General features: G+C 61.8%; 21 protein-coding genes. 10 read left to right on the top strand and 11 right to left on the bottom strand.

The genetic code is table 11. The features are described 5' to 3' along the window. Nucleotides 1–7: 7 nt before the first annotated feature. A complete protein-coding gene (locus HCN58_RS07645; protein WP_171578764.1) occupies nt 8–847 on the bottom strand; it encodes a pyruvate, water dikinase regulatory protein in 840 nt (279 codons plus the stop codon). 445 nt (nt 848–1,292) lie between these two features. On the opposite strand from HCN58_RS07645, the gene hemJ reads away from it, so the two are divergent. From hemJ to HCN58_RS07610, 7 genes are all read left to right on the top strand, one after another. Next, on the top strand, nt 1,293–1,739 hold the full coding sequence (gene hemJ / locus HCN58_RS07640) for a protoporphyrinogen oxidase HemJ (protein WP_171578763.1): 447 nt from the start codon (nt 1,293–1,295) through the stop codon (nt 1,737–1,739). Nucleotides 1,740–1,996: 257 nt separating this feature from the next. Next, nucleotides 1,997–3,262 (top strand): transcription termination factor Rho, encoded by a 1,266-nt coding sequence (gene rho / locus HCN58_RS07635; protein ID WP_171578762.1) that lies wholly within the window; start codon nt 1,997–1,999, stop codon nt 3,260–3,262. A gap of 302 nt (nt 3,263–3,564) precedes the next feature. After that, nucleotides 3,565–4,902 carry a tRNA uridine-5-carboxymethylaminomethyl(34) synthesis GTPase MnmE gene (mnmE, locus tag HCN58_RS07630; protein WP_171578761.1) on the top strand — a complete coding sequence of 446 codons (1,338 nt, stop codon included), beginning with the start codon at nt 3,565–3,567 and terminating at the stop codon, nt 4,900–4,902. Nucleotides 4,903–5,029: 127 nt separating this feature from the next. Continuing rightward, entirely contained in the window at nt 5,030–6,913 is a 1,884-nt protein-coding gene (mnmG, locus tag HCN58_RS07625) for a tRNA uridine-5-carboxymethylaminomethyl(34) synthesis enzyme MnmG (protein ID WP_171578760.1), read from the top strand. Nucleotides 6,914–7,043: 130 nt separating this feature from the next. Next, on the top strand, nt 7,044–7,742 hold the full coding sequence (rsmG, locus tag HCN58_RS07620; protein WP_171578759.1) for a 16S rRNA (guanine(527)-N(7))-methyltransferase RsmG: 699 nt from the start codon (nt 7,044–7,046) through the stop codon (nt 7,740–7,742). Beyond that, nucleotides 7,739–8,587 carry a ParA family protein gene (locus HCN58_RS07615; RefSeq protein WP_171578758.1) on the top strand — a complete coding sequence of 283 codons (849 nt, stop codon included), beginning with the start codon at nt 7,739–7,741 and terminating at the stop codon, nt 8,585–8,587. Before rsmG ends, HCN58_RS07615 begins: the two co-directional genes overlap by 4 nt. A 143-nt stretch (nt 8,588–8,730) precedes the next feature. Then, nucleotides 8,731–9,612, top strand: a complete 882-nt coding sequence (locus HCN58_RS07610) for a ParB/RepB/Spo0J family partition protein (protein ID WP_171578757.1) — start codon at nt 8,731–8,733, stop codon at nt 9,610–9,612. 161 nt (nt 9,613–9,773) lie between these two features. Here HCN58_RS07610 and holA read toward each other — a convergent pair whose 3' ends face one another. The 4 genes from holA to HCN58_RS07590 form a co-directional block, all read right to left on the bottom strand. Continuing rightward, nucleotides 9,774–10,802 (bottom strand): DNA polymerase III subunit delta, encoded by a 1,029-nt coding sequence (holA, locus tag HCN58_RS07605; protein WP_171579509.1) that lies wholly within the window; start codon nt 10,800–10,802, stop codon nt 9,774–9,776. Nucleotides 10,803–10,917: 115 nt separating this feature from the next. Continuing rightward, a complete protein-coding gene (lptE, locus tag HCN58_RS07600) occupies nt 10,918–11,469 on the bottom strand; it encodes an LPS assembly lipoprotein LptE (RefSeq protein WP_171578756.1) in 552 nt (183 codons plus the stop codon). Next, nucleotides 11,456–14,080, bottom strand: coding sequence for a leucine--tRNA ligase (leuS, locus tag HCN58_RS07595; RefSeq protein ID WP_171578755.1), 2,625 nt, complete (start codon nt 14,078–14,080; stop codon nt 11,456–11,458). The genes lptE and leuS overlap by 14 nt, the downstream gene beginning before the upstream one ends. Before the next feature lie 107 nt (nt 14,081–14,187). Further along, entirely contained in the window at nt 14,188–15,903 is a 1,716-nt protein-coding gene (locus tag HCN58_RS07590) for a diguanylate cyclase domain-containing protein (protein ID WP_171578754.1), read from the bottom strand. A gap of 117 nt (nt 15,904–16,020) precedes the next feature. Between HCN58_RS07590 and HCN58_RS07585 the strand changes: the two genes are divergently transcribed. Beyond that, nucleotides 16,021–16,698, top strand: a complete 678-nt coding sequence (locus HCN58_RS07585) for a YggS family pyridoxal phosphate-dependent enzyme (RefSeq protein WP_171578753.1) — start codon at nt 16,021–16,023, stop codon at nt 16,696–16,698. A gap of 113 nt (nt 16,699–16,811) precedes the next feature. Here HCN58_RS07585 and HCN58_RS07580 read toward each other — a convergent pair whose 3' ends face one another. Together HCN58_RS07580 and HCN58_RS07575 are read right to left on the bottom strand one after the other, a co-directional pair. Next, nucleotides 16,812–17,597 (bottom strand): 2-keto-4-pentenoate hydratase, encoded by a 786-nt coding sequence (locus tag HCN58_RS07580; protein ID WP_171578752.1) that lies wholly within the window; start codon nt 17,595–17,597, stop codon nt 16,812–16,814. A gap of 13 nt (nt 17,598–17,610) precedes the next feature. Then, the gene (locus tag HCN58_RS07575) at nt 17,611–18,180 is read right to left on the bottom strand and encodes a L,D-transpeptidase family protein (protein WP_171578751.1); all 570 of its coding nucleotides are present in this window, start codon (nt 18,178–18,180) and stop codon (nt 17,611–17,613) included. A 270-nt stretch (nt 18,181–18,450) separates the two neighbouring features. Between HCN58_RS07575 and HCN58_RS07570 the strand changes: the two genes are divergently transcribed. Together HCN58_RS07570 and HCN58_RS07565 are read left to right on the top strand one after the other, a co-directional pair. After that, the gene (locus tag HCN58_RS07570; protein WP_171578750.1) at nt 18,451–19,137 is read left to right on the top strand and encodes a response regulator transcription factor; all 687 of its coding nucleotides are present in this window, start codon (nt 18,451–18,453) and stop codon (nt 19,135–19,137) included. 51 nt (nt 19,138–19,188) lie between these two features. Next, entirely contained in the window at nt 19,189–19,629 is a 441-nt protein-coding gene (locus HCN58_RS07565) for a cyclic nucleotide-binding domain-containing protein (RefSeq protein ID WP_171578749.1), read from the top strand. 154 nt (nt 19,630–19,783) lie between these two features. Here HCN58_RS07565 and HCN58_RS07560 read toward each other — a convergent pair whose 3' ends face one another. From HCN58_RS07560 to HCN58_RS07545, 4 genes are all read right to left on the bottom strand, one after another. Further along, nucleotides 19,784–20,599, bottom strand: a complete 816-nt coding sequence (locus HCN58_RS07560; protein ID WP_171578748.1) for an exodeoxyribonuclease III — start codon at nt 20,597–20,599, stop codon at nt 19,784–19,786. A 214-nt stretch (nt 20,600–20,813) separates the two neighbouring features. Then, nucleotides 20,814–21,620, bottom strand: a complete 807-nt coding sequence (locus HCN58_RS07555) for an outer membrane lipoprotein carrier protein LolA (protein ID WP_171578747.1) — start codon at nt 21,618–21,620, stop codon at nt 20,814–20,816. A gap of 120 nt (nt 21,621–21,740) precedes the next feature. After that, nucleotides 21,741–24,188 (bottom strand): DNA translocase FtsK, encoded by a 2,448-nt coding sequence (locus HCN58_RS07550; RefSeq protein WP_171578746.1) that lies wholly within the window; start codon nt 24,186–24,188, stop codon nt 21,741–21,743. A 13-nt stretch (nt 24,189–24,201) separates the two neighbouring features. Then, nucleotides 24,202–25,428 carry an aminotransferase class I/II-fold pyridoxal phosphate-dependent enzyme gene (locus HCN58_RS07545; RefSeq protein WP_171578745.1) on the bottom strand — a complete coding sequence of 409 codons (1,227 nt, stop codon included), beginning with the start codon at nt 25,426–25,428 and terminating at the stop codon, nt 24,202–24,204. Nucleotides 25,429–25,462: the final 34 nt, after the last annotated feature.

The following is a 25,462-nucleotide window of genomic DNA, read 5'->3' as shown; positions in this document are numbered from 1 at the left end:
GGCTGCGTCATTCCGGAAGCCGCTGCCGCTGGCGATCGGTGAATAGCTTCAGCACCGCCGCCGCGGTTTCCTCGATCGAGCGGCGCGTCACGTCGAGCTGCGCCCAACTGAATCTGGCGCTCAGTTTTCGGGCATAGGCAACTTCATCGGCCACCGCCTGACGATCGATGTAATCATCATTGGGGGTATCGGCGCCCATGCTCAGCAGTCGATTTTGCCGAACCTGGATCAGCCGCTCCGGCGTCGCGTGAAGGCTGACGACCAACGGCCTTTTCAATGTCTCCAGTTGATGCGGCAGCGGAATGCCCGGTACTAGCGGCACGTTCGCGGTACGGACGCCGCGGTTGGCGAGATAGATCGAGGTCGGCGTCTTCGAGGTGCGGGATACGCCGACCAGAACCACGTCGGCCTCTTCCAGGCCTTCGACGTGCTGACCGTCGTCATGCATCATGGTGTAGTTCAGGGCATCGATGCGCTTGAAATATTCCGCGTTCAGAACGTGCTGGGCGCCTACCCTGCCCGTCGTCGCGGCGCCCAGATAGGCCTCGAACAACTGCATCACCGGACCAATGATCGAGAGGCTCGGTATGTTGATGTCCCTGCACTTGGTTTCCAGCCGACCGACCAAGTCCTTTTCCAGCAACGTAAAGAGTACGATGCCCGGCGCCTCCTCGATCTCGTCGAGCACGCGATCGAGCTGCTTCTGGCTGCGCACAAGCGGATAGACATGTTCGACAGCCGTCACGTTGGCGTATTGCGCAGCCACCGCGCGCGCCACGGTGATCAGCGTCTCGCCGGTCGAGTCCGAGACCAGATGAAGATGAAAATAGTTGCCGGTCGTGGGCACCAGAACCCCTGTGTATTCCTGTGAATCCTGTGGAGCTTAACCGAGATATCGGGCCCTGGATCGCCGCCTCCGGGAAAACCTTTGGTTTCTTCACAGGGCCTCACGCGAGGACAAGTCCACCGCCTCGCGGCAATGATAGTGAGAAGATGTGGATTTGTCTCTTCATAAGCTGACCACAAATCATCGCAAGCGATTGATGCACGTGGCGTTATCAGGACGATCCAGTATTCGGCCCGAATTGGTGATGGATGTGAACAAGCTGCGCAAAAATGCGGGACGGTTTTGTGTGAGTCCAAATCACCGTCACTTAGACTCAAACCTAAGATTCTAAAATTATTAGTTTAGAGAAGCGGTGCTTTGCGGATATGTCTTGCGTCCCATGCTGGCGGATCTTCCTTGCAACGCTTGAGAAGATCGGAACGGTCCGGAGATCAGGGCGGCTGCAATGTATGAGTGGATCACGATCACCGCCTACCCGTGGATCAAGGCGCTGCATGTGATTGCCGTCATCTCGTGGATGGCCGGCATGCTCTATCTGCCGCGGCTGTTCGTCTACCATTGCGAAGCCGAGCTCGGATCGAAGCAGTCCGAGACGTTCAAGATAATGGAAGGGCGCCTGCTGAAGGTGATCATCAACCCCGCGATGATCGTCACCTGGCTGGCCGGCATCTATCTGGTCTGGAGCGGGCATTGGTACACGTCCGGCTGGTTTCATGCCAAGCTTACGCTGGTGCTGGTTTTGTCGGGTGTCCACGGCTTTTTTTCCCGTTGGGTAAAGGATTTCGCTGCGGACCAGAATACCAGAACCAAGAAATTCTATCGTATTATCAATGAGATACCGACTGTCCTGATGATTTTTATCGTCCTCCTGGTGATCGTGAAGCCGTTCTAGGGCGGGTTTTCGCTGATATGGCCGTTTCTCACCTGCTTGCGAAGCGGCGGCTGATTTTCTATATTATCGAAATCCCACCCCACGCAGGCGGATGTGGCTGCGTTCCGGCTCCTTCATTGGACCGGCCGCCGCATCAGGTTTGAAGCCTCACCGGCACTTTCCTTGCTTAGACCTGCGGACCTTCCAATTTTGCTGTCCGCTTTTTTCTAAAGCCACCTCGCACCCCTTCCTTAAAGACACTCTACAGGACCACCCCAATGCGGGAAATGAAACTCCAGGACCTCAAATCTCAAACGCCGGCCGAGCTCGTCGCCTTCGCGGAAGAGAAAGGGGTCGAAAATGCCAGCACCATGCGCAAGCAGGAGCTGATGTTCGCGATTCTCAAGCAGCTCGCGATTCAGGAAATCGACATTATCGGCGAAGGCGTCGTCGAGGTTCTCTCCGACGGCTTCGGCTTTCTGCGCTCGCCCGACGCCAACTACCTGCCCGGCCCAGACGACATCTACGTCTCGCCGTCGCAGATCCGCCGCTTCGGCCTGCGCACCGGCGACACCATCGAAGGCCACATCCGTAGCCCGAAAGAAGGTGAACGCTATTTCGCCCTGTTGAAGGTCAACACGCTCAATTTCGAGGATCCGGAAAAGTCCAAGCACAAGGTCAATTTCGATAACCTGACCCCGCTTTTTCCGGACCAGCGCTTCCGCCTCGAACTCGAAGACCCGACAAGAAAAGACCTTTCTGCAAGGGTGATCGACATCGTCGCGCCGATAGGCAAAGGCCAGCGCGCGCTGATTGTTGCGCCACCGCGCACCGGCAAGACGGTGCTGATGCAGAACATCGCGCACTCCATCACCGCCAATCATCCCGAATGCTATTTGATCGTTCTGCTGATCGACGAGCGTCCGGAAGAAGTCACGGACATGCAGCGCTCGGTGAAGGGCGAGGTGGTGTCGTCCACCTTCGACGAGCCCGCCGTGCGTCACGTCCAGGTCGCCGAGATGGTGATCGAGAAAGCCAAGCGCCTGGTCGAGCACGGCCGCGACGTTGTGATCTTGCTCGACTCGATCACGCGTCTAGGCCGCGCCTACAACACGGTGGTGCCGTCATCGGGCAAGGTGCTGACCGGCGGTGTCGATGCCAACGCGCTGCAACGGCCGAAACGATTTTTCGGCGCCGCGCGCAACATCGAGGAGGGCGGTTCGCTCACGATCATCGCAACCGCGCTGGTCGATACCGGCAGCCGCATGGACGAAGTCATCTTTGAAGAATTCAAGGGCACCGGTAACTCCGAACTGATCCTCGACCGCAAGGTCTCGGACAAGCGGACCTTCCCGGCGATCGACATCTCGCGCTCCGGCACCCGCAAGGAAGAGCTGATCACCGATCCGCAGCTCCTGAAAAAGATGTACGTGCTGCGCCGGATTCTCAATCCGATGGGCACGATGGACGCGATCGACTTCCTGCTCGACAAGCTCCGCAACACCAAGAACAACTCGGAGTTCTTCGATTCCATGAATACCTGATCCGTCGTCAGGCTAGGCTTAGGGGAGGGCGCCTCGCATCGCGGGGCGCCTTTTTCATGTTGCGGTCGTCGCTGCGGTGCAAACGCAGCATGGGAAAATTGGTTTTATTGATTGATTAACCATTTAAGGTACTGAATTTTATACGATTTATGTTGGCGCGCGTACCTGAAGGCGAGGGTCTCTGCGGATTTCGCAGCATAACTGCTGCAGCTATGCTGCAGTCGAGCGGCAGGCGTCGGCAGCATGCCAAACGTCGAATCGGAATCGCGTTGCCTTTTCAGGACCTCCCGCACAAATAGGCCATGCATCCACGGGATCAGACCATTTTTGCACTGTCGTCGGGCCGGCCACCGAGCGCGATTGCCTTGGTGCGCGTCTCGGGTTTGCAGGCCGGGAAAGTCGTGACGGTGCTTGTCGGCAAATTACCGCCGCCGCGAATGGCCACCCGGGCGCTGCTACGGGACGTCGGCCAGCGGCCGATCGACGATGCCGTGGTGCTGTGGTTTCCGGGCCCGGCCAGCGCGACTGGCGAAGACGTCGCGGAATTTCATGTCCATGGTGGACGCGCGGTGCTGACCGCCTTGTTCGCGGCGCTGTCCACATTCGAAAATGTTCGACCGGCCGAACCAGGCGAATTTACCCGACGCGCGTTTGAGAACGGCAAGCTCGATCTCACCGAAGCCGAAGGTCTCGACGATCTCATCCATGCAGATACCGATCGGCAGCGACGCCAGGCGTTGCGCCAATTGAAGGGATTGCTTGGCGACAGAGCGCGCGACTGGCGCGCGCGAATCATCGAAGCGTCAGCCCTGATCGAGGCCGGGATCGATTTCGCGGATGAGGGCGACGTACCGGCAGAATTGATCGCGCCAGCGTTGGCGAAGGTCGAAGCGCTGCTGGCCGAAATTGAGGAGGTCCTTGCGGGGCAGGGGCGGAGCGAGCGGCTTCGCGATGGCCTCGTCGTCGCGATCGCCGGACCGCCGAATGTCGGCAAGTCGACGCTGATGAATCAGCTCGCGCGGCGGGAGGTCGCGATCGTCTCGCCGCATGCTGGCACCACGCGCGACGTCATTGAGGTGCAGCTCGATCTCGACGGCTATCCGGTGACCGTGATCGATACCGCAGGTATTCGGGAGACCGACGATCCGGTCGAGCAGGAGGGGGTTCGTCGTGCTCAGGCGCGTGCGGCGGATGCGGACCTTGTGCTGTGGCTGGCGGATACATCAGACGCCGAGAACCCGGGCAAGAGCCAGGGGACCGTGCCGGTTTGGTTGGTGCGAAACAAGATCGATCTCGAAGAGGTAGGTCGGCCATTGGCCGACGTGTCAGGGCAGGGCGTTTTTCAGATCTCGGCGAGCCGGGGCGACGGCTTGCCTGAGCTGATCGCGGCTCTGGTCGGTTTCGCGCAAAATTATTTTGGCGCTAATGAGGGTGGTCTGATCGGCCGGACCCGGCAGCGCAGACTCCTGCAAGAGACGGCAGCCTCGCTATCGCGCTGCGTTCAGGTAGTCGGGCGGGGTGAGGAGCTGGCGGCGGAAGAATTGCGTATCGCAGCCCATTCACTCGGAAGGCTCTTGGGGCGCGTGGATGTCGAGGACATCCTTGACGTCATTTTCCGGGAGTTCTGTGTGGGTAAGTGAGCCTTCCCTACCCATGTTTCACGTGAAACGGTTTCGCGGTTCTAGGTGTTTCACGTGAAACAGCGGACCTTCTCCTTCAGGCAATTCTTTCTTCCGCATTTTGCAACTCCGCGATAGAAGTCGCGGTATGATTTTTCCAGCAGACTCCTTTGACGTCATCGTCATCGGCGGCGGCCACGCCGGCTGTGAAGCCGCTAGCGCAGCCGCGCGGATGGGTGCGAAGACTGCCTTGGTTACCCATCGCTTTGCGACCATTGGGGCGATGTCCTGTAATCCCGCCATCGGCGGTCTCGGCAAGGGCCATCTGGTCCGCGAAGTTGATGCCCTCGATGGCCTGATGGGTCGGATGGCCGATGCCGGTGGCATCCAGTTTCGGATGCTAAACCGTCGCAAGGGTCCGGCCGTTCGCGGACCGCGAGCCCAAGCGGACCGCAAGCTTTACGCCGCCGCCATGCAGGCCGCCATCCGGGAGACCGCCAATCTCAGCGTGATCGAAGGCGAGGCGGATGAGCTGATTGTCTTGAATGGCCGGGTCACGGGAATTTGCCTGGTCGAGGGAAGGCAACTTTCGGCAGGCGCTGTGGTCATCACGACCGGGACCTTTTTGCGCGGGCTCATCCATCTCGGCGAAAAGAACTGGCCAGCGGGCCGGGTCGGGGAGGCGCCTGCGATGGGACTGTCGGCCTCGTTCGAGCGCGTTGGCTTTACGCTTGGGCGGTTGAAGACCGGCACGCCGCCGCGGCTCGATGGCAGGACCATCGAGTGGGCCGCCGTTGAAATGCAGCCCGGCGACGATCCGCCTGAGCCGTTCTCCGTCATGACCGATCGGATCACGACCCCACAGATCCAATGCGGGATCACCCGGACGACTCCGGCCACCCATGAGGTGATCAGGGCCAATGTGCATCGCTCGCCGATGTATTCCGGGCAGATCAAGAGCAGCGGGCCGCGTTATTGTCCCTCGATCGAGGACAAGATTGTCCGGTTCGGCGACCGCGATGGCCACCAGATCTTCCTGGAGCCGGAGGGGCTCGACGACTCCACGGTCTACCCCAACGGCATCTCGACCTCGCTGCCCGAAGAAGTTCAGCTCGCGATCCTCGCGACCATTCCCGGGCTTGAACGGGTGAAGATGGTCCGGCCGGGCTATGCCATCGAATACGACCATGTCGACCCCCGTGAACTTGAGCCCACCTTACAGACCAAGCGCCTGCCGGGCCTTTTCCTGGCCGGACAGATCAACGGGACAACCGGCTACGAAGAGGCCGCGGCCCAGGGAATCGTTGCCGGTCTGAACGCTGCGTTAATGGCGGGTGCCGCTGATCCGATCGTGTTTGATCGCGCTGACGGTTATCTCGGGGTGATGATCGACGACCTCGTGACTCGCGGCATCACCGAGCCGTATCGGATGTTTACCTCGCGGGCCGAGTACCGCCTGACGCTCCGAGCCGATAACGCCGACCAGCGCCTGAGTGACAAGGGCATTGCCTTGGGCTGCGTAGGGCAGGCACGTTCGCAGCGGCATCGCGACAAGATGGCGGCGTTGGAGGCTGCCAAGTCATTGGCCAAGTCACTGACGATCACTCCGAATGAAGCGGCCAAACATGGCCTTGCGCTCAACCGGGACGGCCATCGCCGTTCGGCGTTCGAGTTGCTGGCCTATCCCGAGATCGAGTGGGCAACCGTGCGCGCCATCTGGCCGGAGCTCTCAGCTATCGATCCGGGCATCGCAGTGCATCTCGAGATCGACGCCAAATACGATGTCTATCTCAAGCGCCAGACTGCCGACGTTGACGCTTTCAGGCGCGACGAGGGGTTGGTCTTGACTGGCATCGACTATGCCGATGTGCCCGGGCTTTCCAATGAAGCGCGATCGAAGCTGCAAGCGGCACAGCCGCGGACGGTGGGGCAGGCGGGCCGGCTGGATGGTCTGACGCCGGCGGCGCTGGGTATCTTGGCGGCGTATCTGCGTCGTGAGGCGCGACGGAAGAACGCGAAGGCCAGCGCGTAAAAGTCTGTTTCACGTGAAACGTTCATGTAGGGTGGGTGGCGCGAAGCGATACCCGTCATTGCTTGTACATGAAGATTCGCTGCGCTCAACCCATCCTACCATCGTTGAAAGCTCAGGCCGAGACCATCCAATGGCGAAAGTCGCCGCCCAGATCTCTTCTCCAGTTTTACCCTCCGACAAGGCCACCGCTCTGGCCCTCACCCCCGTTTCACGTGAAACGGAGTCGCGGCTCGAGCGCTACGTCGCCCTGCTGTTGGAGTGGCAGGTCAAAACGAATCTCGTCGCGCCATCGACGCTTCCGCACCTATGGACGCGGCACGTCTCCGATTCGCTGCAGCTCCTCGGCGTGGCACCATCAGCCAAAGTCTGGATCGATCTCGGCAGCGGTGGAGGCTTTCCCGGCGTGGTGCTCGCTTGCGCATTGGCGAATACCCCCGGCGCCAACGTCCATTTGGTCGAGCGCAACGCCAAGAAGGCGGCCTTCCTTCGTGAAGCGGCCCGCGTGACATCTGCGGCGGCGACCGTGCATTTGGCGGGAATCGGGGATATTGTGGATAGAATTGGCAGCCGCGTCGATTGCGTCACCGCGCGGGCGCTGGCTCCATTACATCAACTTGTCGGTTTCGCGGAGCCGTTTGTGAGCAGTGGTGCGAAAGCGCTGTTTCTCAAGGGCCAAGATGTAGAGGCTGAATTGACCGAAGCCACCAAATATTGGAATATTGAACCGCGACTCCATTCCAGCCGAACGGGCGGGCACGGCTGGATCGTCGAACTCGATCGGATCGAGCGGCGCAACCCTTCCGCGATCACACATGGCGATCGGGCATGACCGAATTAGATGAGTTATATCAAGAGCATAGGGAACCCACTCCGCCGCCCCATCCGCGCATCCTGTCGCTCGCCAATCAAAAGGGGGGCGTCGGCAAAACAACTACCGCGATCAATCTTGGCACCGCACTCGCAGCGATTGGCGAGCGTGTGCTGATCGTCGATCTCGATCCGCAGGGCAACGCCTCGACGGGTCTTGGCATCGATCGCCGCAACCGCAACTGCTCGACCTACGACGTGCTGATCGGCGAAGCGCCGCTGCGCGACGCCGTGGTTGCCACCGCGGTGCCGCGACTGCACATCGCCTCCTCGACCATGGATCTGTCGGGCCTCGAGCTCGAGCTCGGCACCACGCCCGGCCGTGCGTTCCGGCTGCGCGATGCGATCGCGGCGTTGAACAAGAACGCGGCGCCGGATACCGATTACACCTATGTGCTGATCGATTGCCCGCCATCGCTCAACCTCCTCACCGTTAACGCGATGGCAGCGTCGGACGCGATCCTGGTGCCGCTACAGTGTGAGTTCTTCGCGCTCGAAGGTCTGTCACAATTGCTGCAGACGGTGGAGCAGGTGCGCTCGACGCTGAATCCGAGCCTGTCGATCCACGGTATCGTGCTGACCATGTTCGACTCGCGCAACAATTTGTCGAACCAGGTGGTCGCGGATGTCAGACAGTTCATGGGCTCCAAGGTCTACGACACCATGATCCCGCGCAACGTGCGGATCTCCGAGGCGCCGTCCTACGGCAAGCCGGTCTTGGTTTACGATCTCAAATGCGTCGGCAGCGAAGCCTATCTCAAGCTTGCGACCGAAGTGATCCAGCGCGAGCGCGAGCTGCGGCATTAGCGAGGAATCGTAGGGTGGCAAAGCGAAGCGTGCCCATCCTACGCCCTATCGCGAAATTGGTGGGCACGCATCGGTTTGCCCACCCTACCGAGCAACCGAATTTGTTCCGGAGTACTTAAGTGAATCCTAGGGAGTTGGCGGCGATGGCCGACGAAACGCGTTCGCGATTGGGGCGTGGTCTTGCAAGTCTGATCGGGGACGTCGGCGGCGAGGCCGCGCATGTCGAACGGCCGCGCAACCAGCGCAAGGTGCCGATCGAGTTCCTGAAACCGAATCCACGAAACCCGCGCCGGACTTTTTCCGATGCCGAGCTTGGTGAGCTCGCGGCCTCCGTCAAGCAGCACGGCGTGATCCAGCCGATCGTGGTGCGGCCGGTGAAGGGCGCGCAGGATCGCTACGAAATCATCGCCGGCGAACGCCGCTGGCGTGCCGCGCAACTCGCCAGCCTGCACGAGGTGCCGATCGTTCCCATCGATGTCAGCGACAGCGACGCGCTCGAGATCATGATCATCGAGAACGTGCAGCGCGAAGACCTAAATGCGATGGAAGAGGCGCAAGGCTATCACGCGCTGGCCGATGAGTTCAAACGCAGCCAGGAAGACATCGCCAAGGAGGTCGGCAAGAGCCGCAGCCATGTCGCCAACATGATGCGGCTGACGAAATTGCCGGCGGAGGTGCAGGCCCTCATCGCGAGCGGCGAATTGTCCGCAGGACACGCCCGTGCGCTGATCGGCGTGCCCGATCCGCTGGCAGCGGCAAAGCGCATCGTCGAAGAAGGTCTCAACGTACGCCAGACCGAGGCGCTGGCGCATGAAGAGGGCGTACCGGAGCGCAAGCCGCAGAAGGCGAGGGGTGGCGGCAAGACCAAAGATCCAGACACCATCGCATTGGAAAAGCGTGTCAGCGACGCGCTCGGCCTTACCGTCACCGTCAACCACCGCGATCCCGGCGGCTCCGTCCAGATCACCTATCGCAACCTCGAACAACTCGACGAGGTGATGCGACGGCTGGAGAAGGGCGGCTAAGATCTCCGTCGTCCCGGGCAAGCGAAGCGCGACCCGGGACCTATAACCACCAATGAATCGGGTTGAGCAGACTGGGGCTCCATCGAGCCTGACTACGCAACCCAGTGGCTATGGGTCCTTGCTTTCGCAAGGACGACGCTGGGGGGTTTTGTGAAAGCTGCTCACCCCCGTCGCTTCGCATTCGCAGCTATCGAAAGCAGCGTGCGTTGCGCGATGGCAGATGCCAGCGAGGCCTGCTTACGCATATCGAGCGCGGCGGTTCCGAGCTGATCGATGATAGTGGCCAGCCGGGGCGCGCTGAAATTGCGCAGCGCGATTTCGACGGCGCCTTTTCGCGAAAAGTGCAGGCGCGGATAGCCGCTTTCGAGCAAGGTCGAGACCGGCGTGCCTTCGGCCACCGCGAGCGCCGATTTGTGCAGCCATGCGGCTTGACGCTGCGCGGCCGAGATGATCACGCCGGGATAGGTGCCGGCGATCATCGCCTTCGCGAACTCGCTTTCGACCAGGTCAGGTTTGCCGGCAAAGGCTCCGTCCACGATCGGATCGAGTTTTAGTTCGGACGCATCGGAGACGACAGTCATGACGTCGTCGAGCGTGATCTCGCCCTTGCCGTGGGAATAGAGCGCGAGCTTGCGGAGTTCGTTGCGCGAGGCCTGGCGGTCGCCGCCAAGTAGCGACATCAGCACGGCGCGGGCGTCTGAGGCGATGCGCAAATTGGAAGTCCGTAATTCCTCGTCGATCAGCCTGGCAAGGTCGCGCTCGGTGTCGGGATAGCAGGCGATGGCGACCGCGGTTTTGGCGCGCTCGCAGGCCTTGCGCAGCGGCGATTCCGGCCGCAACTCGCCGGCCTCGATCACAATGCGGCAATCCTTGATCGGCGAATCGGCCAATGTATCGACGCCGCTGGCAAAACTGCGGGAGCCGGCGCGCACACGGATCGCGCGCCGACCGCCGAACATCGGAATCGTCATGGCCTCATCGACCAACCGCGACGGCTCGGCCGCCAGCTCGTCACCGTCTAGCCGCACCAGCGAGAAGGGATCGTTGGGATCGTCGACCGCGGACGCGATCAACGCGTCGGCGCGCTCGTGCACGAGGCCGGCATCGGGGCCGTACAGCAGGATGATAGGGCGGCCGACGTCAGGCCGGGCCAGAAAAGCGTCGATGTCTTTTCCGCGAAGCGCGACCACAATCGGACCTTCATTCGTCATTCCGGGATGCGGGCGCAGCCCGCAGACCCGGAATCTGGAGATTGTCGGAACGAGATTCCGGGTTCGCGCTTCGCGCCCCGGAATGACGCCGTTGTCAGGTGCCGGCGTAGAAGTAAGACGCCAGCCGGGTCTGGATATTTTCCGCGATCTCGTTGGCGGCGCGGTCTTCCGCGTCGTGGAAGGCGCGGGCGCGGGCGAAGCGCTGCAACTGGCCGGGGACATCATAGGACACGCGGGAGAAAGTCGTGCCTGTCATGACCGACTTGTTGGTGGCGAGATCGATCAGATTGTACTGGGCGTCGATGCCGTAATTTTCGCTCGAGGGCAGCGCGGTGGCCGGATCGAGAATCAGCGAGGAGCGCGAAGTGGTAAAGCGCAGCACCAGCCGGTGCGTCGGCGGCATGCCGGTGGCGTTGCCGTATAGCTTGAACGCCAGCGCGTTGCGGATCTCGACCTGAATTCGGGCTTCCCGCGACGCGTTGTTCTTGTCGACCGGTGGGATTTCCACGCCCATCAGCTTTTCGCGCAAGCCGGGCTTGCCATCGGTACGTTCCGCATACATCGGCTGGAAACAGCCGGCCGTGAGCGCCGCCAGAGCGGCGACGGCGATGAGCCGAACGGCGATCCGGGTCCTAACCAACGACATTCACGATCCTCATCGGAACTACGATTACCTTGCGGACGGTCTTGCCGCCGAGGGCGAGTTTTACCGCATCGAGCGCCAAAACGGCAGTCTCAATTTCCGGATTTTGGGCGATCCGTGGCACGGTAACATCACCCCGCTTCTTGCCGTTGACCTGGACCACCAGTGTCACGGTGTCTTCAACCAGCAAATCGCGTTCGATTTGGGGCCAGTTGGCCTCCGAAATCAGCCCGGACTGGCCCAGAACCTGCCAGCACTCCTCGGCCAGATGCGGCATCATCGGCGCGAACAATTGGACCATAATGACCGAGGCCTCGCGGACCGCCCAGGCAAGGTCCGGCGCCGGCTTGCCCTCGCGGCCCAGCACCTCGGCCAGCGCATTGGCGAATTCCCGGATATGAGCCAAGCAGACGTTGAAGTGCAGCCGCTCGATGCCGGACGACACCTTGTCCAGTGCGCCGTGGGCAGCCTTGCGCAAGCCAAGCGCATCCGCCCCGAACGAGGCCGGCCGCACGGCCGGGGCTATCTTGGCGATCTCGGCCGATTCATTCACCAGCCGCCACAGCCGCTGCACGAAGCGTGAGGCGCCCTGCACGCGCTCGTCGCTCCAGATCACGTCGCGATCCGGCGGCGAGTCCGACAGCATGAACCAGCGGGCGACGTCGGCGCCATAGGTCGCGATGATGTCGTCGGGGTCGACCGTGTTCTTCTTCGACTTCGACATCTTCTCGATCGCGCCGATCGTGACCTCTTCGCCGCTGTCGAGCAGCGCGGCGCGGCGGCCGTTGCCGCCGGTCTCGACCTTCACCTCGGCCGGCATAACATAGGTGCCGTCGGCCTTTTGATAGGTCTCGTGCACCACCATTCCTTGCGTGAACATGCCGGCAAACGGCTCGTCCATGCCGATGTGGCCGGTCGCCTTCATCGCGCGGGTGAAGAAGCGGCTATAGAGCAGGTGTAGAATCGCGTGCTCGACGCCGCCGATATACTGGTCGACCGGCATCATCCGGTTGGCGACGTCAGGCGTGGTCGGCGCGTTCTCATTCCAGGGATCAGTGAAGCGCGCAAAATACCAGGACGAATCCACGAAAGTGTCCATGGTGTCGGTTTCACGTTGCGCCTTGCCGCCGCATTTCGGGCAAGTGACGTGCTTCCAGGTCGGGTGATGGTCGAGCGCATTGCCCGGCCTGTCGAAAGTGGCGTCCTCCGGCAGCGTCACCGGCAACTGGTCGTCCGGCACCGCCACCACGTCGCATTTCGGGCAATGGATCACCGGGATCGGGCAGCCCCAATAGCGCTGGCGTGAAATGCCCCAGTCGCGCAGGCGGAAATTCACTTGCCGCTCGCCGACGGGCCCGTTGCCGCGCATTTCCTTTTCCAGCCGCTTCGCAACATCTTCCTTGGCTTCTTCGATGGTCATGCCGTCGAGGAAGCGCGAATTGATCATGCGGCCGTCGCCGTCATAGGCAGTGTCGGCGATGACAAAGCTCTTTGGATCCTGGCCCTCGGGGCAGACCACCGGCGTGTTGCCGAGACCGTATTTGTTGACGAAGTCGAGGTCGCGCTGATCGTGCGCCGGGCAGCCGAAGATGGCACCGGTGCCGTATTCCATCAGCACGAAGTTCGCGACATAGACCGGCAGTTTCCAGTTCGGATCGAACGGATGCACGGCCTTGATGCCGGTATCAAACCCCTGCTTCTCGGCGGTGTCGATGATCTCCTGCGCGGTGCCGATCCGCTTCACCTCGGCGATGAACTCAGCGAGCTTTGGGTTCTTCGCGGCCGCCGCCTGCGCCAGTGGATGATCTGCCGAGATCGCCATGAATTTTGCGCCGAACAGCGTGTCGGGCCGGGTGGTGAAGATCTTCAGCTCGCGCTCACTGCCCGGTGTCGTCGCCGGATCGAGCGCGAAGCGGATCAGCAAGCCTTCGGAGCGGCCAATCCAGTTGCGCTGCATCAGCCGGACCTTGTCCGGCCAGCGATCCAGCCCGTCCAGTGCGTCCAGCAGTTCCTGCGAGTATTTCGTGATCTTGAAGACCCACTGGTTCATCTCGCGCTGCTCGACGACGGCGCCGGAGCGCCAGCCGCGGCCGTCGATCACCTGTTCGTTGGCGAGCACGGTCATGTCGACCGGATCCCAGTTGATCTTGCGCTTCTCGCGCTCGGCAAGACCGGCGCGCAAGAAGTCCAAAAACATCTTTTGCTGATGCTTGTAATAAGAGGGATCGCAGGTCGCGAACTCGCGCGACCAGTCCAGCGACAGCCCGATCGACCGCAACTGCTTCTTCATCGTGGCGATGTTGTCGTAGGTCCAGGCTTTTGGCGCGACCTTTCGTTCGATCGCGGCGTTCTCGGCTGGCAGCCCGAATGCATCCCAGCCCATCGGGTGCAGCACGTTAAAGCCCTTGGCGCGCATGAAGCGGGCCAGCACGTCGCCCAGCGTGTAGTTGCGGACGTGGCCGATATGGATTCGCCCGGACGGGTAGGGGAACATCTCGAGCACGTAGTATTTCGGCCGCGGGTCGTCATTTTTCGAGGCGAAGATCGCCTTTTCGTCCCACTGGCGCTGCCAGCGCGGCTCGGATTCACGGGCGTTGTAACGTTCGGAGGTCATGGAATCGCAGGGCTTTTTGTGGATTCGGGTCCCGTCCAAAGGACGGCGGACTAGGCCACAAAAGCAGCTGCGGGGTCAACGGGTTGGGACAGTGGGGAAGGGGCGTTTTAACCAATGGCGCGGAGCGTCAGCTCACCCGCCATTGCTATCCCCGCCTCGTCCACCAGCCTGGCGAACCCGTGCTCGACCACGGTATTGCGACCGCGGTGTTTGGCGGCGTAGAGGGCGGCGTCGGCGGCTTCGATCAGGTCGCCGGGGGTTTGGGCGTCGTTCGGAAGCGTCGCGGCGACGCCGACGCTGACGGTGACGGTCCGGTGGCTGGAAGTGATGTGCGGCAAGCCGAGGCCCTGAACGGTGGCGCGCACGGTCTCGCCGATCTCGAGGGCTTTCTGCGGGCTGGTGTTCGGCAGCAGCAGACAGAACTCCTCGCCGCCGTAGCGGCCGGCAAAGCCCAGCATGTCGGCGGCGACACCGGCTAGCGCTTCGCCGATCCGGCTGAGGCACGCATCGCCTTCCGGATGACCATAGGTGTCGTTGTAGAGCTTGAAGTGATCGACGTCGATCATCAGCAGCGACAGCTCGCTATGGTACTGCTGCGCCTTCATCCATTCGAAATCGAGCCGGCTCTGGAAGCCGCGCCGGTTGGCGAGACCGGAAAGCATGTCGATCGAGGCCATCACGGTGAGCCGGTCGTTGGTGGCAACGAGCTCGCGTTCGCGCTGGCTGAGTTGCGCCGCCATGGCGTTGAAGGCGCGCGCCAGCGGCATGAACTCCGACGGCAGGCGGCTGCGCGAGACGCGGGCCGACCAGTCGCCTTCGCCGAATCGCCTGGCCATGCCGGTCATGACTTCGATCGGATTGATGATGAGCTTCTCCGCGCCGATCAACGCGCCGAGCAGCACGAACAGGCAGACTAGTCCGAGCTGCAGATAGGCGGTGCGGATGTCGCGATTGATCGCAGCTGTGATCCTGGCCTCGTCGATGCTGACGATCAGGCGCGATTGCGTGCCGGGAATGCGCGCGAAACTGATCGCGCGTTGCGACCCGTCGGCTGCGGTAAATGAAAGCGAACCCGTCGGGGTGTCGGAAACGAGCGCCTTGTGGGCGATGGCCGTCAACAGCGGCACGTTGTTGAGCGGCTTGCCGATCATGCTGGCCTCGTCCTCTGGCGCGGCCAGCACCACGCCGGCGCCGTCGACCAGCAGTGCCGAAATGCCCGGCCGTCCGCCGAGCTTGGCCATGATCTTCGACATCCAATCGAGATTGATGCCGGCGACCACCACGGCGTCTTCTTCCGGATTGATCGCGGCTACCGGATAGGCTGCCATCAGGATCGGTCTTTTGCTTGCCCTGGCGAACAGATAGTCGCTGAAAACGAAGTCGCGGGTCTGCTGTGCTTTTCTGAAGTATTCGCGGTCGCCGATGTTGAGGCCCACCAGCAGGTTCAGCGTCGAACACTGCACCACGCCTTCTTTGCTGACGATCATGATGCTGCGAATCCAGGGCAGGTTGGTCGGCAGACTGGCGCGCAGGATTTCGCAACTGCGCCCGATACCGCTGGATGCGCGGATATAGGCCGCCGATTTCAGCATCGTTTCGACCGAGGAGACGACCTCGCGCTGGGTCTCCGCAGTGTGCAGCGTGATGTTGGCGTATTCCTCCGAAGCCATCGCGATCTGCCTGGCGCGCGCGTCTTCGAGCGAACGGACCCGTTCCAGCATCAGGGGCGCCACCAGCATCACGGCGAGCAGCGCAAGCCGCGCCCGGATTCCCAGAAGCTTCTTGAGTTTGACCCGATTGCGGTTGAAAGTAACGCCAGACATTCTGCCCCCCACGTCGCAGGCTAGTGTGAAGGAATCAAAAAGCCTTTCCCGAACTTGGTAAAATTCGAGGAAATGCCGTAAAATTTTCGGCCGAATTCAGGACATGACGCGAGAGAAATGGCGACATCGCTAACGAAGTCTTTACCAAATGGTCTCGCTCGGGTGGAACAGGACATCGCGCGCGCCTGCAAGGAGGCGCGCCGTGAGCGCGCGTCGGTGACGCTGATCGCGGTGTCGAAGACATTCGACGCCGCAGCCATTTCGCCTGTCCTCGATGCCGGGCAGCGCGTGTTCGGCGAAAACCGCGTGCAGGAGGCCAAAACGAAATGGCCGGCGCTGGTCTCAGCCTACCCCGGAACTGCGTTGCACCTGATCGGGCCGCTGCAATCCAACAAGGCGAAGGAGGCCGTAGCGCTGTTCGACGCCATCCACTCGGTCGACCGCCCCAGCATCTGCGAAGCGCTCGCCAAGGAGATCAATTCACAGAACAAGAGTCCGGAATTGTTCGTTCAGATCAACACCGGCGAGGAGCCGCAAAAGGCCGGAATTGCTCCCGTCGACGCCGATGCGTTTATCGCGAGCTGCCGCGACAAATACGGTCTGGTCATTTCCGGCCTGATGTGCATTCCGCCGGTCAACGACGCGCCGGCCCCGCATTTCGCGTTGACCGCCAAGATCGCCGCGCGCAATGGATTGAAAAATCTGTCGATGGGTATGAGCGCCGATTTTGCGGTCGCGATTCAGATGGGTGCGACGCATGTGCGCATCGGCTCGGCGATTTTTGGAGCGCGTTGAGCGCGCCTCCCGCTCCCTCATTGCGAGGAGCGAAAGCGACGAAGCAATCCATCTCTCCCTACGGATAGGAAGAGTGGATTGCTTCGCTTCGCTCGCAATGACGTGGAAAGAGCTTAGCTGAAACCCACCGATACTTTTCCGAGCGCGCCGAAATTGACCGCGAAGAAATCTCCTGACTGAATCGGCAACGGTGCGTGGCAAGTGCCCGTGGTGACGACACGGCCGGCTTTCAGCGTCACGCCAAGCTGGCGCAGTTCGTTGGCAAGCCAGGTCAGTGCAACTCGTGGATCGCCCAACACGTTCTTCCCGTGACCAACGAATTGCTGGCCGCGCATCGTGATAACCGGCCGTTCCTCGACGAGGTCCATTGAACGCCAATCGGCTGTTGCGGCAGGCCCGAGGACGAACTGATGTGCGCAGGCATTGTCGGCGATGATCTGTTCGGCGCCGGCGCTGACGAAGTCCTGGAAGCGCGAATCCGGAATTTCGATGGCCGGATGCAGCGTATCGACCGCATCGAGCACCTGCTGCATCGTGTAGGGTGTCGCGCGCGCCGGCAGATCCACCCGAATGCGAAAGGCGAATTCGGGTTCAGCGACGCGCATTTCGTTGCCTGCCATCGAAGCCGTTCCGCCGTCGGGGATGACGGTCTCGGCCAGAATGCGCCCGGCCATCGGGCCGTCGACGTTGATGTGCTTTTGTCCGGCCTCGCTGGTGGCCGCGATCTTCCAGCCGAACAAGCTGTCGGATGAGTATTTTTCAATTCCCGCCTGGACCGCGTAGGCCCCAATCCGGTCGCGTGGCCGCAGCGATTCGTTGAGGCCGGAAAATTTGGTGCCGGCGCGCCAGTGGTCGTGCAGGGTCTTTGACGCGGCCGCGATCGCGTTCCTGTCGAGCATTGTATTGATCCCATTAGCCGATCATGATTTTCGTCCGCGGTCCCATCCGCCGCAACAGCCGCAGCATGGCGGGTTTCATCATCGAAACGCATCCCGCCGTGGGTGAGAAATTGGTCCGCGCCAGATGCAGGAACACGGCGCTGCCACGGCCGGCAATGCGTGGCGCGCTGTTGTGATCGATTTCGACGATGAAGTCGTAGAGATGATCCTCGCGGGTCAGGCGGTCGCCGGGCTGATCCCGGACCAGACGGATTGGCTGATTATAGCGGCGGTCCCGCGGGTCCTCGCACCAGGCGTCTTCAGGCCGGATCGGCCGGACCGGCAGATAGGTCCGCGGCCTGGGATGGCGGTCGGCGCGCCACCACAATTGCAGCGGATGGTAGGTGCCTCTCGGGGTGCCGCCGTCGCCTTCCCGCTTGTTGGCGAGGATGCCGCCGCGGCCAAGTGCCACCGGCACGGTCCAGCCGTCCGCCGTCAGCCAGCCCCTGCAGGGATGGCCGGCAGCTCGGTACACCCGAATTGCCGTCAATGGCCGATCACGCGCATCTGTCTGACAAGTGATTGAAATGGCGCTGCTTTCCATGCCAAAGCCCGAATCCTGGGGTTGCTTGCTCTGCCTCAGTTGCTCTATTTGACGGCATTACAGGACATTCATCCAAACGCGCCTCAAATTTGGGATAGACTGCGGTTCGGCTTGTGAAACTGTAACAATCTCCTACCTCAATGCGAATCAGTGCCTGATGACCCGGCTTGCTTGTGAGGTTTGCCCGCGAATCAGGTTTGTCATCGACCAAGACCCGGCTTGAGACGCTCTCGCTTGTGTCCGCCGCCTGCCTCAAGAGGATCGTATCCTATGCCCAATGCCCGCAAGATCCTGATCGTGGACGACGATACCGATCTGCGCGATACGTTGGTGGAGCAATTGTCGCTGCATGAGGAATTCGAAGCCTCCGCAGTCGATACCGGCGCCAAGGGCGCCAGTGCCGCCAGAGCCAATTCTCCCGATCTGGTGCTGATGGATGTCGGCTTGCCGGATACCGATGGAAGAGAAGTTGTGCGCAGCCTTCGCAAGGGCGGCTTCAAGGCGCCGATCATCATGCTGACCGGCCACGACACCGACTCGGACACTATTTTGGGCCTCGAATCGGGCGCCAATGACTACGTCGCCAAGCCGTTCAGGTTTGCCGTCCTGCTCGCTCGGATCAGGGCGCAGCTCCGCCAGCACGAGGCCAGCGAGGACGCGGTATTCTCCGTCGGCCCGTACAGCTTCCGGCCCGGCTCCAAGATGCTGACCGCCGCCAATGCCAGAAAAGTACGGCTGACCGAGAAGGAAACCGCGATCCTGCGCTTCCTGTATCGCGCCGGCCAGTTGCCGGTATCGCGCGAGACGCTGCTGCAGGAAGTCTGGGGTTACAATTCGGGCGTCACCACGCACACGCTGGAAACCCATATCTACCGTCTCAGGCAGAAGATTGAGAAGGATGCTGCCAACCCGGAAATCCTGGTGACGGAAGCCGGTGGCTACAAACTGGTGCCGTGATACGATTCGCAGACACGATTTGTAAATTTCGCGCATCCCGGTCAACGGTCCATGTCGATCGACGATGATGTAGCCCTGCTTGAGCGGGTCCCGACACTACGGCTGTTAGGGACAGCGGCGCTGCGCATGTTGGCGATCGGTTCGGAGCAGCGCGATTTCTCACCCGGCGATTATCTGTTCAACGCGGGCGACAATGCGGATGCGGGCTACATCGTTCAGCGCGGTTCGTTCCGCGTCGAAGATGGTGGCGCCGAAGTCGTTGCCGGCCCTGGCGCCCTGATCGGTGAATTGGCGCTGATCGTTGCGATGAAGCGGCCGTCGAGTGCGGTCGCGCTTGAGCATTCCTCGGTGATCCGGGTGGCGCGCAGCCTGTTTCAGCGTGTGCTTGAAAGCGATCCTGCCGCCGCGCGCCGCCTGCGCGACGAACTCGCCACCCGCACGAGCCAACTCGCCAGCGATATTTTGATGGCCGGCGCGAAACTGAATATTTGATCTCCGAAACTCGTCTCCCCGACAAGAGAGCAAGGCGAGCCGCGATCCGGGACCCATACGCCGCGGCCTTACAGTTTTGCGCTGGGGCTAATTACCTTTGCACGAACTAAAGTGGTGGTTAGGGGTCCCTGCGTTCGCAGGGACGACAACAGAGCTAAACTTCCAGCGTGACCGTGACAGGCACATGGTCGGACGGTCGCTCCCAACTGCGGGCATCGCGCGTGATCTTGAAATCAGTGACAGCATCCTTCAGCGCGCGCGAGACCCAGATATGGTCGAGCCGACGGCCGCGGTCGCCGACCGTCCAGTCGGCGGCGCGGTAGCTCCACCACGTATAGACCTTTTCCGAAAGCGGGATTCGCTCGCGCGCGACGTCAAACCATTCGCCATGGGCCTGCGCGGCCAGGAGTTTTTCGCATTCGATCGGCGTGTGCGAGACGACCTTCAGAAGCTGCTTGTGCGACCACACGTCATTTTCATGTGGCGCAACGTTGAGATCGCCGACCAGGATATGTCGGTCGTCGCCGCGCGGATGCAGCGGTTCGCAGGCCTTCATCTCGTCGAGAAATTTCAGCTTGTGATCAAACTTCGGATTGAGAACGGGATCTGGAATGTCGCCGCCGGCCGGAACGTAGAAATTGTGCAGCATCAGCGGTTTTGCAAGCTGGGCCTTCCCGCCGAAGGCCACCGAGATGTGACGCGAATCGATCTTGTCGCAGAACGTTCTGATATCGGTGGTGTCGAAGGGCAATTTCGAGATGATGGCGACGCCGTGATAGCCCTTTTGTCCGTTCAGCGCGACGTGCTCATAGCCGAGACGCTTGAACCGCTTCAGCGGAAAAGCGTCGTCAATACATTTGGTTTCCTGCAGACACAGCACATCCGGCCGCGCCGATTTGAGAAATTTGGCGACGATATCGATGCGCAGGCGCACCGAATTGATATTCCACGTTGTGAGGGAAAACCGCATGAGAGCCGTGTATTACCACGGTTCCTGATGTCGTCGCTCGCTTGTCCACAGGTGGAATCGTAGGGTAGCAAAGGCGCATCTGCGCCGTGCCCACCGTGCATCCTAGTCTCGGTGAGAATGGTGGGCACGCGGAGCCTGTCATCGGGCGCGCAATCGCGCGACCCGGTGGCTTTGCCCACCTACGGTCGTCACAAAAGAATGGAAAGCGCGCCGCTCAGTTGGCCGGAGTGATGTAGTTGGTGAAGTCGATCTTGAACAGGCCGGGATCGACCTTCTTGGACGAGTCCAGATTGTAGACCGCAACTGTGGTGTCGTAACCCTGCGGGTCGGTTACCGTCCATTGCTTGAGCTGGCCGTCCTTGACGCCAACCATCAGCATCAACCGACTGGTGCCGATCAGGGCCTGCTTCTCCTCGATGGTGACGCTGATGTAGACGTCATCGGCCGTGACGCTGACGACGTTGGTGTCCTTCAACAGATCGATCCGGTCCGACAGCAGGAAACGCAGCGGCGTCTGGGACAGCGGATAGATGTCCTGGGTCGCGAGCTTGCGATCGCGCACGGCCAGCGACGAACCATCGGCGATAATCGCGATCGGGCTCGGGTCGTCGTATTCGAAACGGACCTTGCCCGGCTTCTGGATGTAGAAATCGCCCTTAGTCTTGCTGCCGTCGGGGCCGACCTGGACGAAATTTCCGACCAGCGTCTGCAGCGACGATAGATATAAACTCACCCGCGCGGCCTGCGCCTTCTGGTTGGCATCGAAGGTTGCAAAAATATTGGCCGGAACATTGCGGTGCGGGTCGGGAATCACCGGGTTCGGCGGCGCCTGGGTGGCGCCGGTGGTCATCGGCGCCTTTTCCTGCGCGCTCATCTGCACGCTGCCGTCGCGGGCCTTGGGCGCGGGCTTCGGAACCGGCACGGTCTGCGAGTGAGCCGATGTTGCGAAGCCGGCGACGGATGTGGCGATCAAAAGCGCCAGTCCGGAGCGCAGCCCGCGATGGGTGGGTTGTTGTGTCATCAGATATTTCGGATCTCTATTCGACGAGGCATCCCGCTGCCGGCCAGTTTATCGCGCTTTCGAGCAAAGGGGATATCGTTTTTCCGTGAAAATCATTGCGCCGAATCCACCTTCAGCGCTTTAGAATCCGCCCTCTTCCTCCTCGACCAGAATTTCGCGTTTGCCGGCGTGATTCGCCTGCCCAACGATGCCTTCTTGTTCCATTCGTTCCATCAGCGAGGCGGCGCGGTTGTAGCCGATTTGCAGCCGCCGCTGAATATAAGAGGTCGAGGCCTTGCGATCGCGCTTGACGATCGCAACCGCCTGCGCGAACAAATCGCCGCCACCCTCGCTGCCCATGCCGGTGGAATCGAACACCGCGCCGTCCTCGTCGGTGGGTTCTTCCGCCGTAACGGCTTCCAGATATTCCGGTGCGCCCTGCGTCTTGAGGTGACGCACCACCTTCTCGACTTCTTCATCTGAAGCGAATGGTCCATGCACGCGACTGATGCGACCGCCGCCGGCCATATAGAGCATGTCGCCCTGGCCGAGCAGTTGCTCGGCGCCCATCTCCCCAAGAATGGTGCGGCTGTCGATCTTCGACGTGACCTGGAATGCTATGCGGGTCGGGAAGTTTGCCTTGATGGTGCCGGTGATGACGTCGACCGACGGACGCTGCGTAGCGAGGATGACGTGGAGGCCGGCGGCGCGCGCCATCTGCGCCAGGCGCTGCACCGCGCCTTCGATGTCCTTGCCGGCCACCATCATCAGGTCGGCCATTTCGTCGACAATGATGACGATATAGGGCAGCGGCTCAAGCTCGAGCTTTTCTTCCTCGTAGATCGCCTTGCCGGTTTCCTTGTCGAAGCCGGTGTGCACGGTGCGCGTCAGCTCCTCGCCCTTGGCCTTGGCTTCGACGAGGCGCTGGTTATAGCCATCGATGTTGCGCACACCGAGCTTGGCCATCTTCTTGTAGCGCTCCTCCATCTCGCGCACGGCCCATTTCAGCGCCACCACCGCCTTCTTCGGATCGGTCACGACCGGCGTCAGCAGATGCGGGATGCCGTCATAGACGGAGAGTTCGAGCATCTTGGGATCGACCATGATGAGGCGGCACTGATCCGGCCTCAGGCGATAGACCAGGCTGAGGATCATGGTGTTGATGGCCACCGATTTGCCGGAGCCGGTGGTGCCGGCGATCAGCATATGTGGCGTGCGGGCAAGATCGATGATGATGGATTCGCCGCCGATATTTTTTCCGAGGCAGAGCGGCAACTTCACCGTCGATTCGTTGCTGTCCTTTGTGGTCAGCAATTCGCGCAGGTAAACTTTTTCACGATGCGCATTCGGCAGCTCGATGCCGATGGCATTGCGGCCGGCGACCACGGCGACGCGTGCCGAAAGCGCGCTCATCGAGCGAGCGATGTCGTCGGCGAGGCCAATGACGCGCGAGGATTTGATGCCGGGCGCCGGTTCGAGTTCGTACAGCGTCACGACCGGGCCAGGATTGGCCTTGACGATCTCGCCGCGGACGCCGAAATCGCCGAGCACGCCTTCCAGCGCGCGCGAATTGGCCTCCAGTTCAGCCTTGCTCAGCGGCTGCCGGTCCGACGCCTTCGGCGCCGTCAGCATTGAGACCGAAGGCAGTTCGAACTTTTCGGATTTGCGCGCCGCCGCGCGCGGTGCGGGCTTCTTGCGCGGAGCGCGGGCGGCCGGGACTTCCTCGTCCTCCTCTTCCTCTTCTTCCTCGTCCTCGAATTCCTCTTCGCGAGGGGCCAGTGCCGGTGCGGCGCGGCCGCTGAGGCTCGGTTCCTGGCGCTCGAACGAAGATTTGCGAGGCGGCGGCGCACTCGATACCAGCGAGCGATAGGCCGCTCCCATCAGCCATCCGAGCCGAGCCTTTGCGCTCATCAGGGCATGGTACGCCCATCCGAGCGACACCGAACTGCGATCCTCTTCTTCAACGAAGGGCGCGTCATCGTCCTCGATCGGCGTCAGCTCTTCCTCTCTCGGGCGCGAGCCCCAGCCGCTGGCAAACAGGAAGGCCGCACCCATCGCCGCGAACAGGATGGTGCCGAGAACCAGACGATAGGTGAAGCCGGCCGGACCGAACACCACGGCGGGCGCACGCACCAGCGCGTCGCCGACGACGCCACCAAGGCCGGTCGGCAGCGCCCACGCACCGCCATGCGGCCAGCAGCTTGCAAACCCTGCCGCGATTACTGTGCAGAGAATCCAGCACCCAAGGCGCAGCGCTTCGCGGTCGAAGGAGCGATGGGTCAGCATGCGCCAGCCCCACACTGCGACGGGGAGGATCAGCATGATCGCGCCGAGACCAAGAATCTGCATCAACAGATCGGCACCGATCGCGCCGGGATAGCCGAGAACGTTGCGGATCGGGCGCGACGTCGCGTGGCTCAGGCTTGGGTCCTGCACCGACCACGTCATCAACGCCGCTGCCGCCACGCCGGACAATGCGATCAGGCTGAGGCCGGCGAGCTCGCGCAGGCGCCGCGCAAGGGCCTCGCGGATCGAGACCGGCAGATGGCCGACCAGGGGGATGACACGTTCGATCGCTGGCATGCTCATTAAGGCCCTGCGATTAATCCAGAGTTTCGACCAGGCGGTGCAATGCCTCGGCCGTTGATTCACTGTCGGAGACCAGCGCCAGACGGATGTAGCCGGCACCGGGATTGAAACCGTCGTTCTGTAGCCGCGACAGGTAACTTCCGGGGATCACGCGGACGCCCGCATCTCGATAGAGTTTCACCGTCGCCGCTTCGTCGCCGCCGTGTTCGGATACGTCGAGCCACACGCAGAAGCCGCCGGCCGGCCGCGCATAGCCGTAGCGGCTGCCGAGGATCTGGTCGGCAAGATCGAATTTGATGCGATACAGGCGACGGTTTTCTTCGACATGGGTCTCGTCGCTATAGGCGGCGACCGCGACGTGTTGCAGCGGCACGGGCACTTGCGGCGCGGCGACGTTTCGAAGCTCATGGAAGACGGCGAGAAATTTGCTGTCGCCGGCGGCAAAGCCGACGCGCATGCCGGGCAGGTTGGAGCGCTTCGACAGCGACTGAAATGCAACGACGTTGGTGAAGTCGGGCCCGGCGCATTCCAGCGCGCTGCCCGGCGCCTGCCTGGTGTAGATTTCCGAATAGCACTCGTCGCTCAGGATCATGAAGCCGTGGCGATCGGCGAGTGTCTTCAGCCGCGTGAAGTAGTCGCGCGAGGCAACCGCGCCCTGCGGATTGGCGGGCGAGGCAATGAACATCGCCACCGTTCTGGCCAGCGTCGCGTCGTCGAGCGCGTCGAGATCCGGCAGGAACCCGTTGGCGAGCGTGGTCGGCAGGTAGATCAGTTCGCAACCGGCGGCGCGGGCGCCGGCGCCATAGGCCGGATAAAACGGGTTGGGCATCAGGATCGCGGGCCTGCCCTTGCGCGGGCCAACATAGCGGGCGGCAGTGATCGCCGCGAAAAACAGCCCCTCCCGGCTGCCATTCAGCACCAGGATCTCGCTCTCGGGATCGACCGGGCGGGGGAGCTGGAACCGGATCGAAAGCCAGTTGGCGGCGGCGCGCCGGAACGGCTCGATGCCCTTGGCAAGGGGATAGCGGCCGAACTCGGCAATGTGTTTCGCAAGCACCGGCCCGACGAAGGCGGGCACCGGGTGCTGCGGCTCGCCTAATGATAGCGTAATCAATGGTTTGGCGGGCTGGTAGGGCGCCAGCAGCTCGGTCGTGCGCAAGAATGGCGAGCGTTCGGACTGACCGGCAGGGATTGCACTGCCAGCGCCCTGCGCCACGCCGGAAGAGGCGGTCATTGCCATGTCTGAAACGCCAGCACTTTCAAAAGCGGTCGAG

Source organism: Bradyrhizobium australiense (genome assembly GCF_013114825.1).
Classification (GTDB): Bacteria; Pseudomonadota; Alphaproteobacteria; order Rhizobiales; family Xanthobacteraceae; genus Bradyrhizobium; species Bradyrhizobium australiense.
This window is presented reverse-complemented; position numbering and strand designations above follow the sequence as displayed.

What these genes read in the sequence shown, in the direction of transcription:
- hemJ (WP_171578763.1), top strand. Translation starts at nt 1,293, where the DNA reads ATGTATGAGTGGATCACGATCACCGCCTACCCGTGGATCAAGGCGCTG.
- rho (WP_171578762.1), top strand. Translation starts at nt 1,997, where the DNA reads ATGCGGGAAATGAAACTCCAGGACCTCAAATCTCAAACGCCGGCCGAG.
- mnmE (WP_171578761.1), top strand. Translation starts at nt 3,565, where the DNA reads ATGCATCCACGGGATCAGACCATTTTTGCACTGTCGTCGGGCCGGCCA.
- mnmG (WP_171578760.1), top strand. Translation starts at nt 5,030, where the DNA reads ATGATTTTTCCAGCAGACTCCTTTGACGTCATCGTCATCGGCGGCGGC.
- rsmG (WP_171578759.1), top strand. Translation starts at nt 7,044, where the DNA reads ATGGCGAAAGTCGCCGCCCAGATCTCTTCTCCAGTTTTACCCTCCGAC.
- HCN58_RS07615 (WP_171578758.1), top strand. Translation starts at nt 7,739, where the DNA reads ATGACCGAATTAGATGAGTTATATCAAGAGCATAGGGAACCCACTCCG.
- HCN58_RS07610 (WP_171578757.1), top strand. Translation starts at nt 8,731, where the DNA reads ATGGCCGACGAAACGCGTTCGCGATTGGGGCGTGGTCTTGCAAGTCTG.
- lptE (WP_171578756.1), bottom strand. Translation starts at nt 11,469, where the DNA reads ATGTCGTTGGTTAGGACCCGGATCGCCGTTCGGCTCATCGCCGTCGCC.
- leuS (WP_171578755.1), bottom strand. Translation starts at nt 14,080, where the DNA reads ATGACCTCCGAACGTTACAACGCCCGTGAATCCGAGCCGCGCTGGCAG.
- HCN58_RS07590 (WP_171578754.1), bottom strand. Translation starts at nt 15,903, where the DNA reads ATGTCTGGCGTTACTTTCAACCGCAATCGGGTCAAACTCAAGAAGCTT.
- HCN58_RS07585 (WP_171578753.1), top strand. Translation starts at nt 16,021, where the DNA reads ATGGCGACATCGCTAACGAAGTCTTTACCAAATGGTCTCGCTCGGGTG.
- HCN58_RS07580 (WP_171578752.1), bottom strand. Translation starts at nt 17,597, where the DNA reads ATGCTCGACAGGAACGCGATCGCGGCCGCGTCAAAGACCCTGCACGAC.
- HCN58_RS07575 (WP_171578751.1), bottom strand. Translation starts at nt 18,180, where the DNA reads ATGGAAAGCAGCGCCATTTCAATCACTTGTCAGACAGATGCGCGTGAT.
- HCN58_RS07570 (WP_171578750.1), top strand. Translation starts at nt 18,451, where the DNA reads ATGCCCAATGCCCGCAAGATCCTGATCGTGGACGACGATACCGATCTG.
- HCN58_RS07565 (WP_171578749.1), top strand. Translation starts at nt 19,189, where the DNA reads ATGTCGATCGACGATGATGTAGCCCTGCTTGAGCGGGTCCCGACACTA.
- HCN58_RS07560 (WP_171578748.1), bottom strand. Translation starts at nt 20,599, where the DNA reads ATGCGGTTTTCCCTCACAACGTGGAATATCAATTCGGTGCGCCTGCGC.
- HCN58_RS07555 (WP_171578747.1), bottom strand. Translation starts at nt 21,620, where the DNA reads ATGACACAACAACCCACCCATCGCGGGCTGCGCTCCGGACTGGCGCTT.
- HCN58_RS07550 (WP_171578746.1), bottom strand. Translation starts at nt 24,188, where the DNA reads ATGAGCATGCCAGCGATCGAACGTGTCATCCCCCTGGTCGGCCATCTG.
- HCN58_RS07545 (WP_171578745.1), bottom strand. Translation starts at nt 25,428, where the DNA reads ATGGCAATGACCGCCTCTTCCGGCGTGGCGCAGGGCGCTGGCAGTGCA.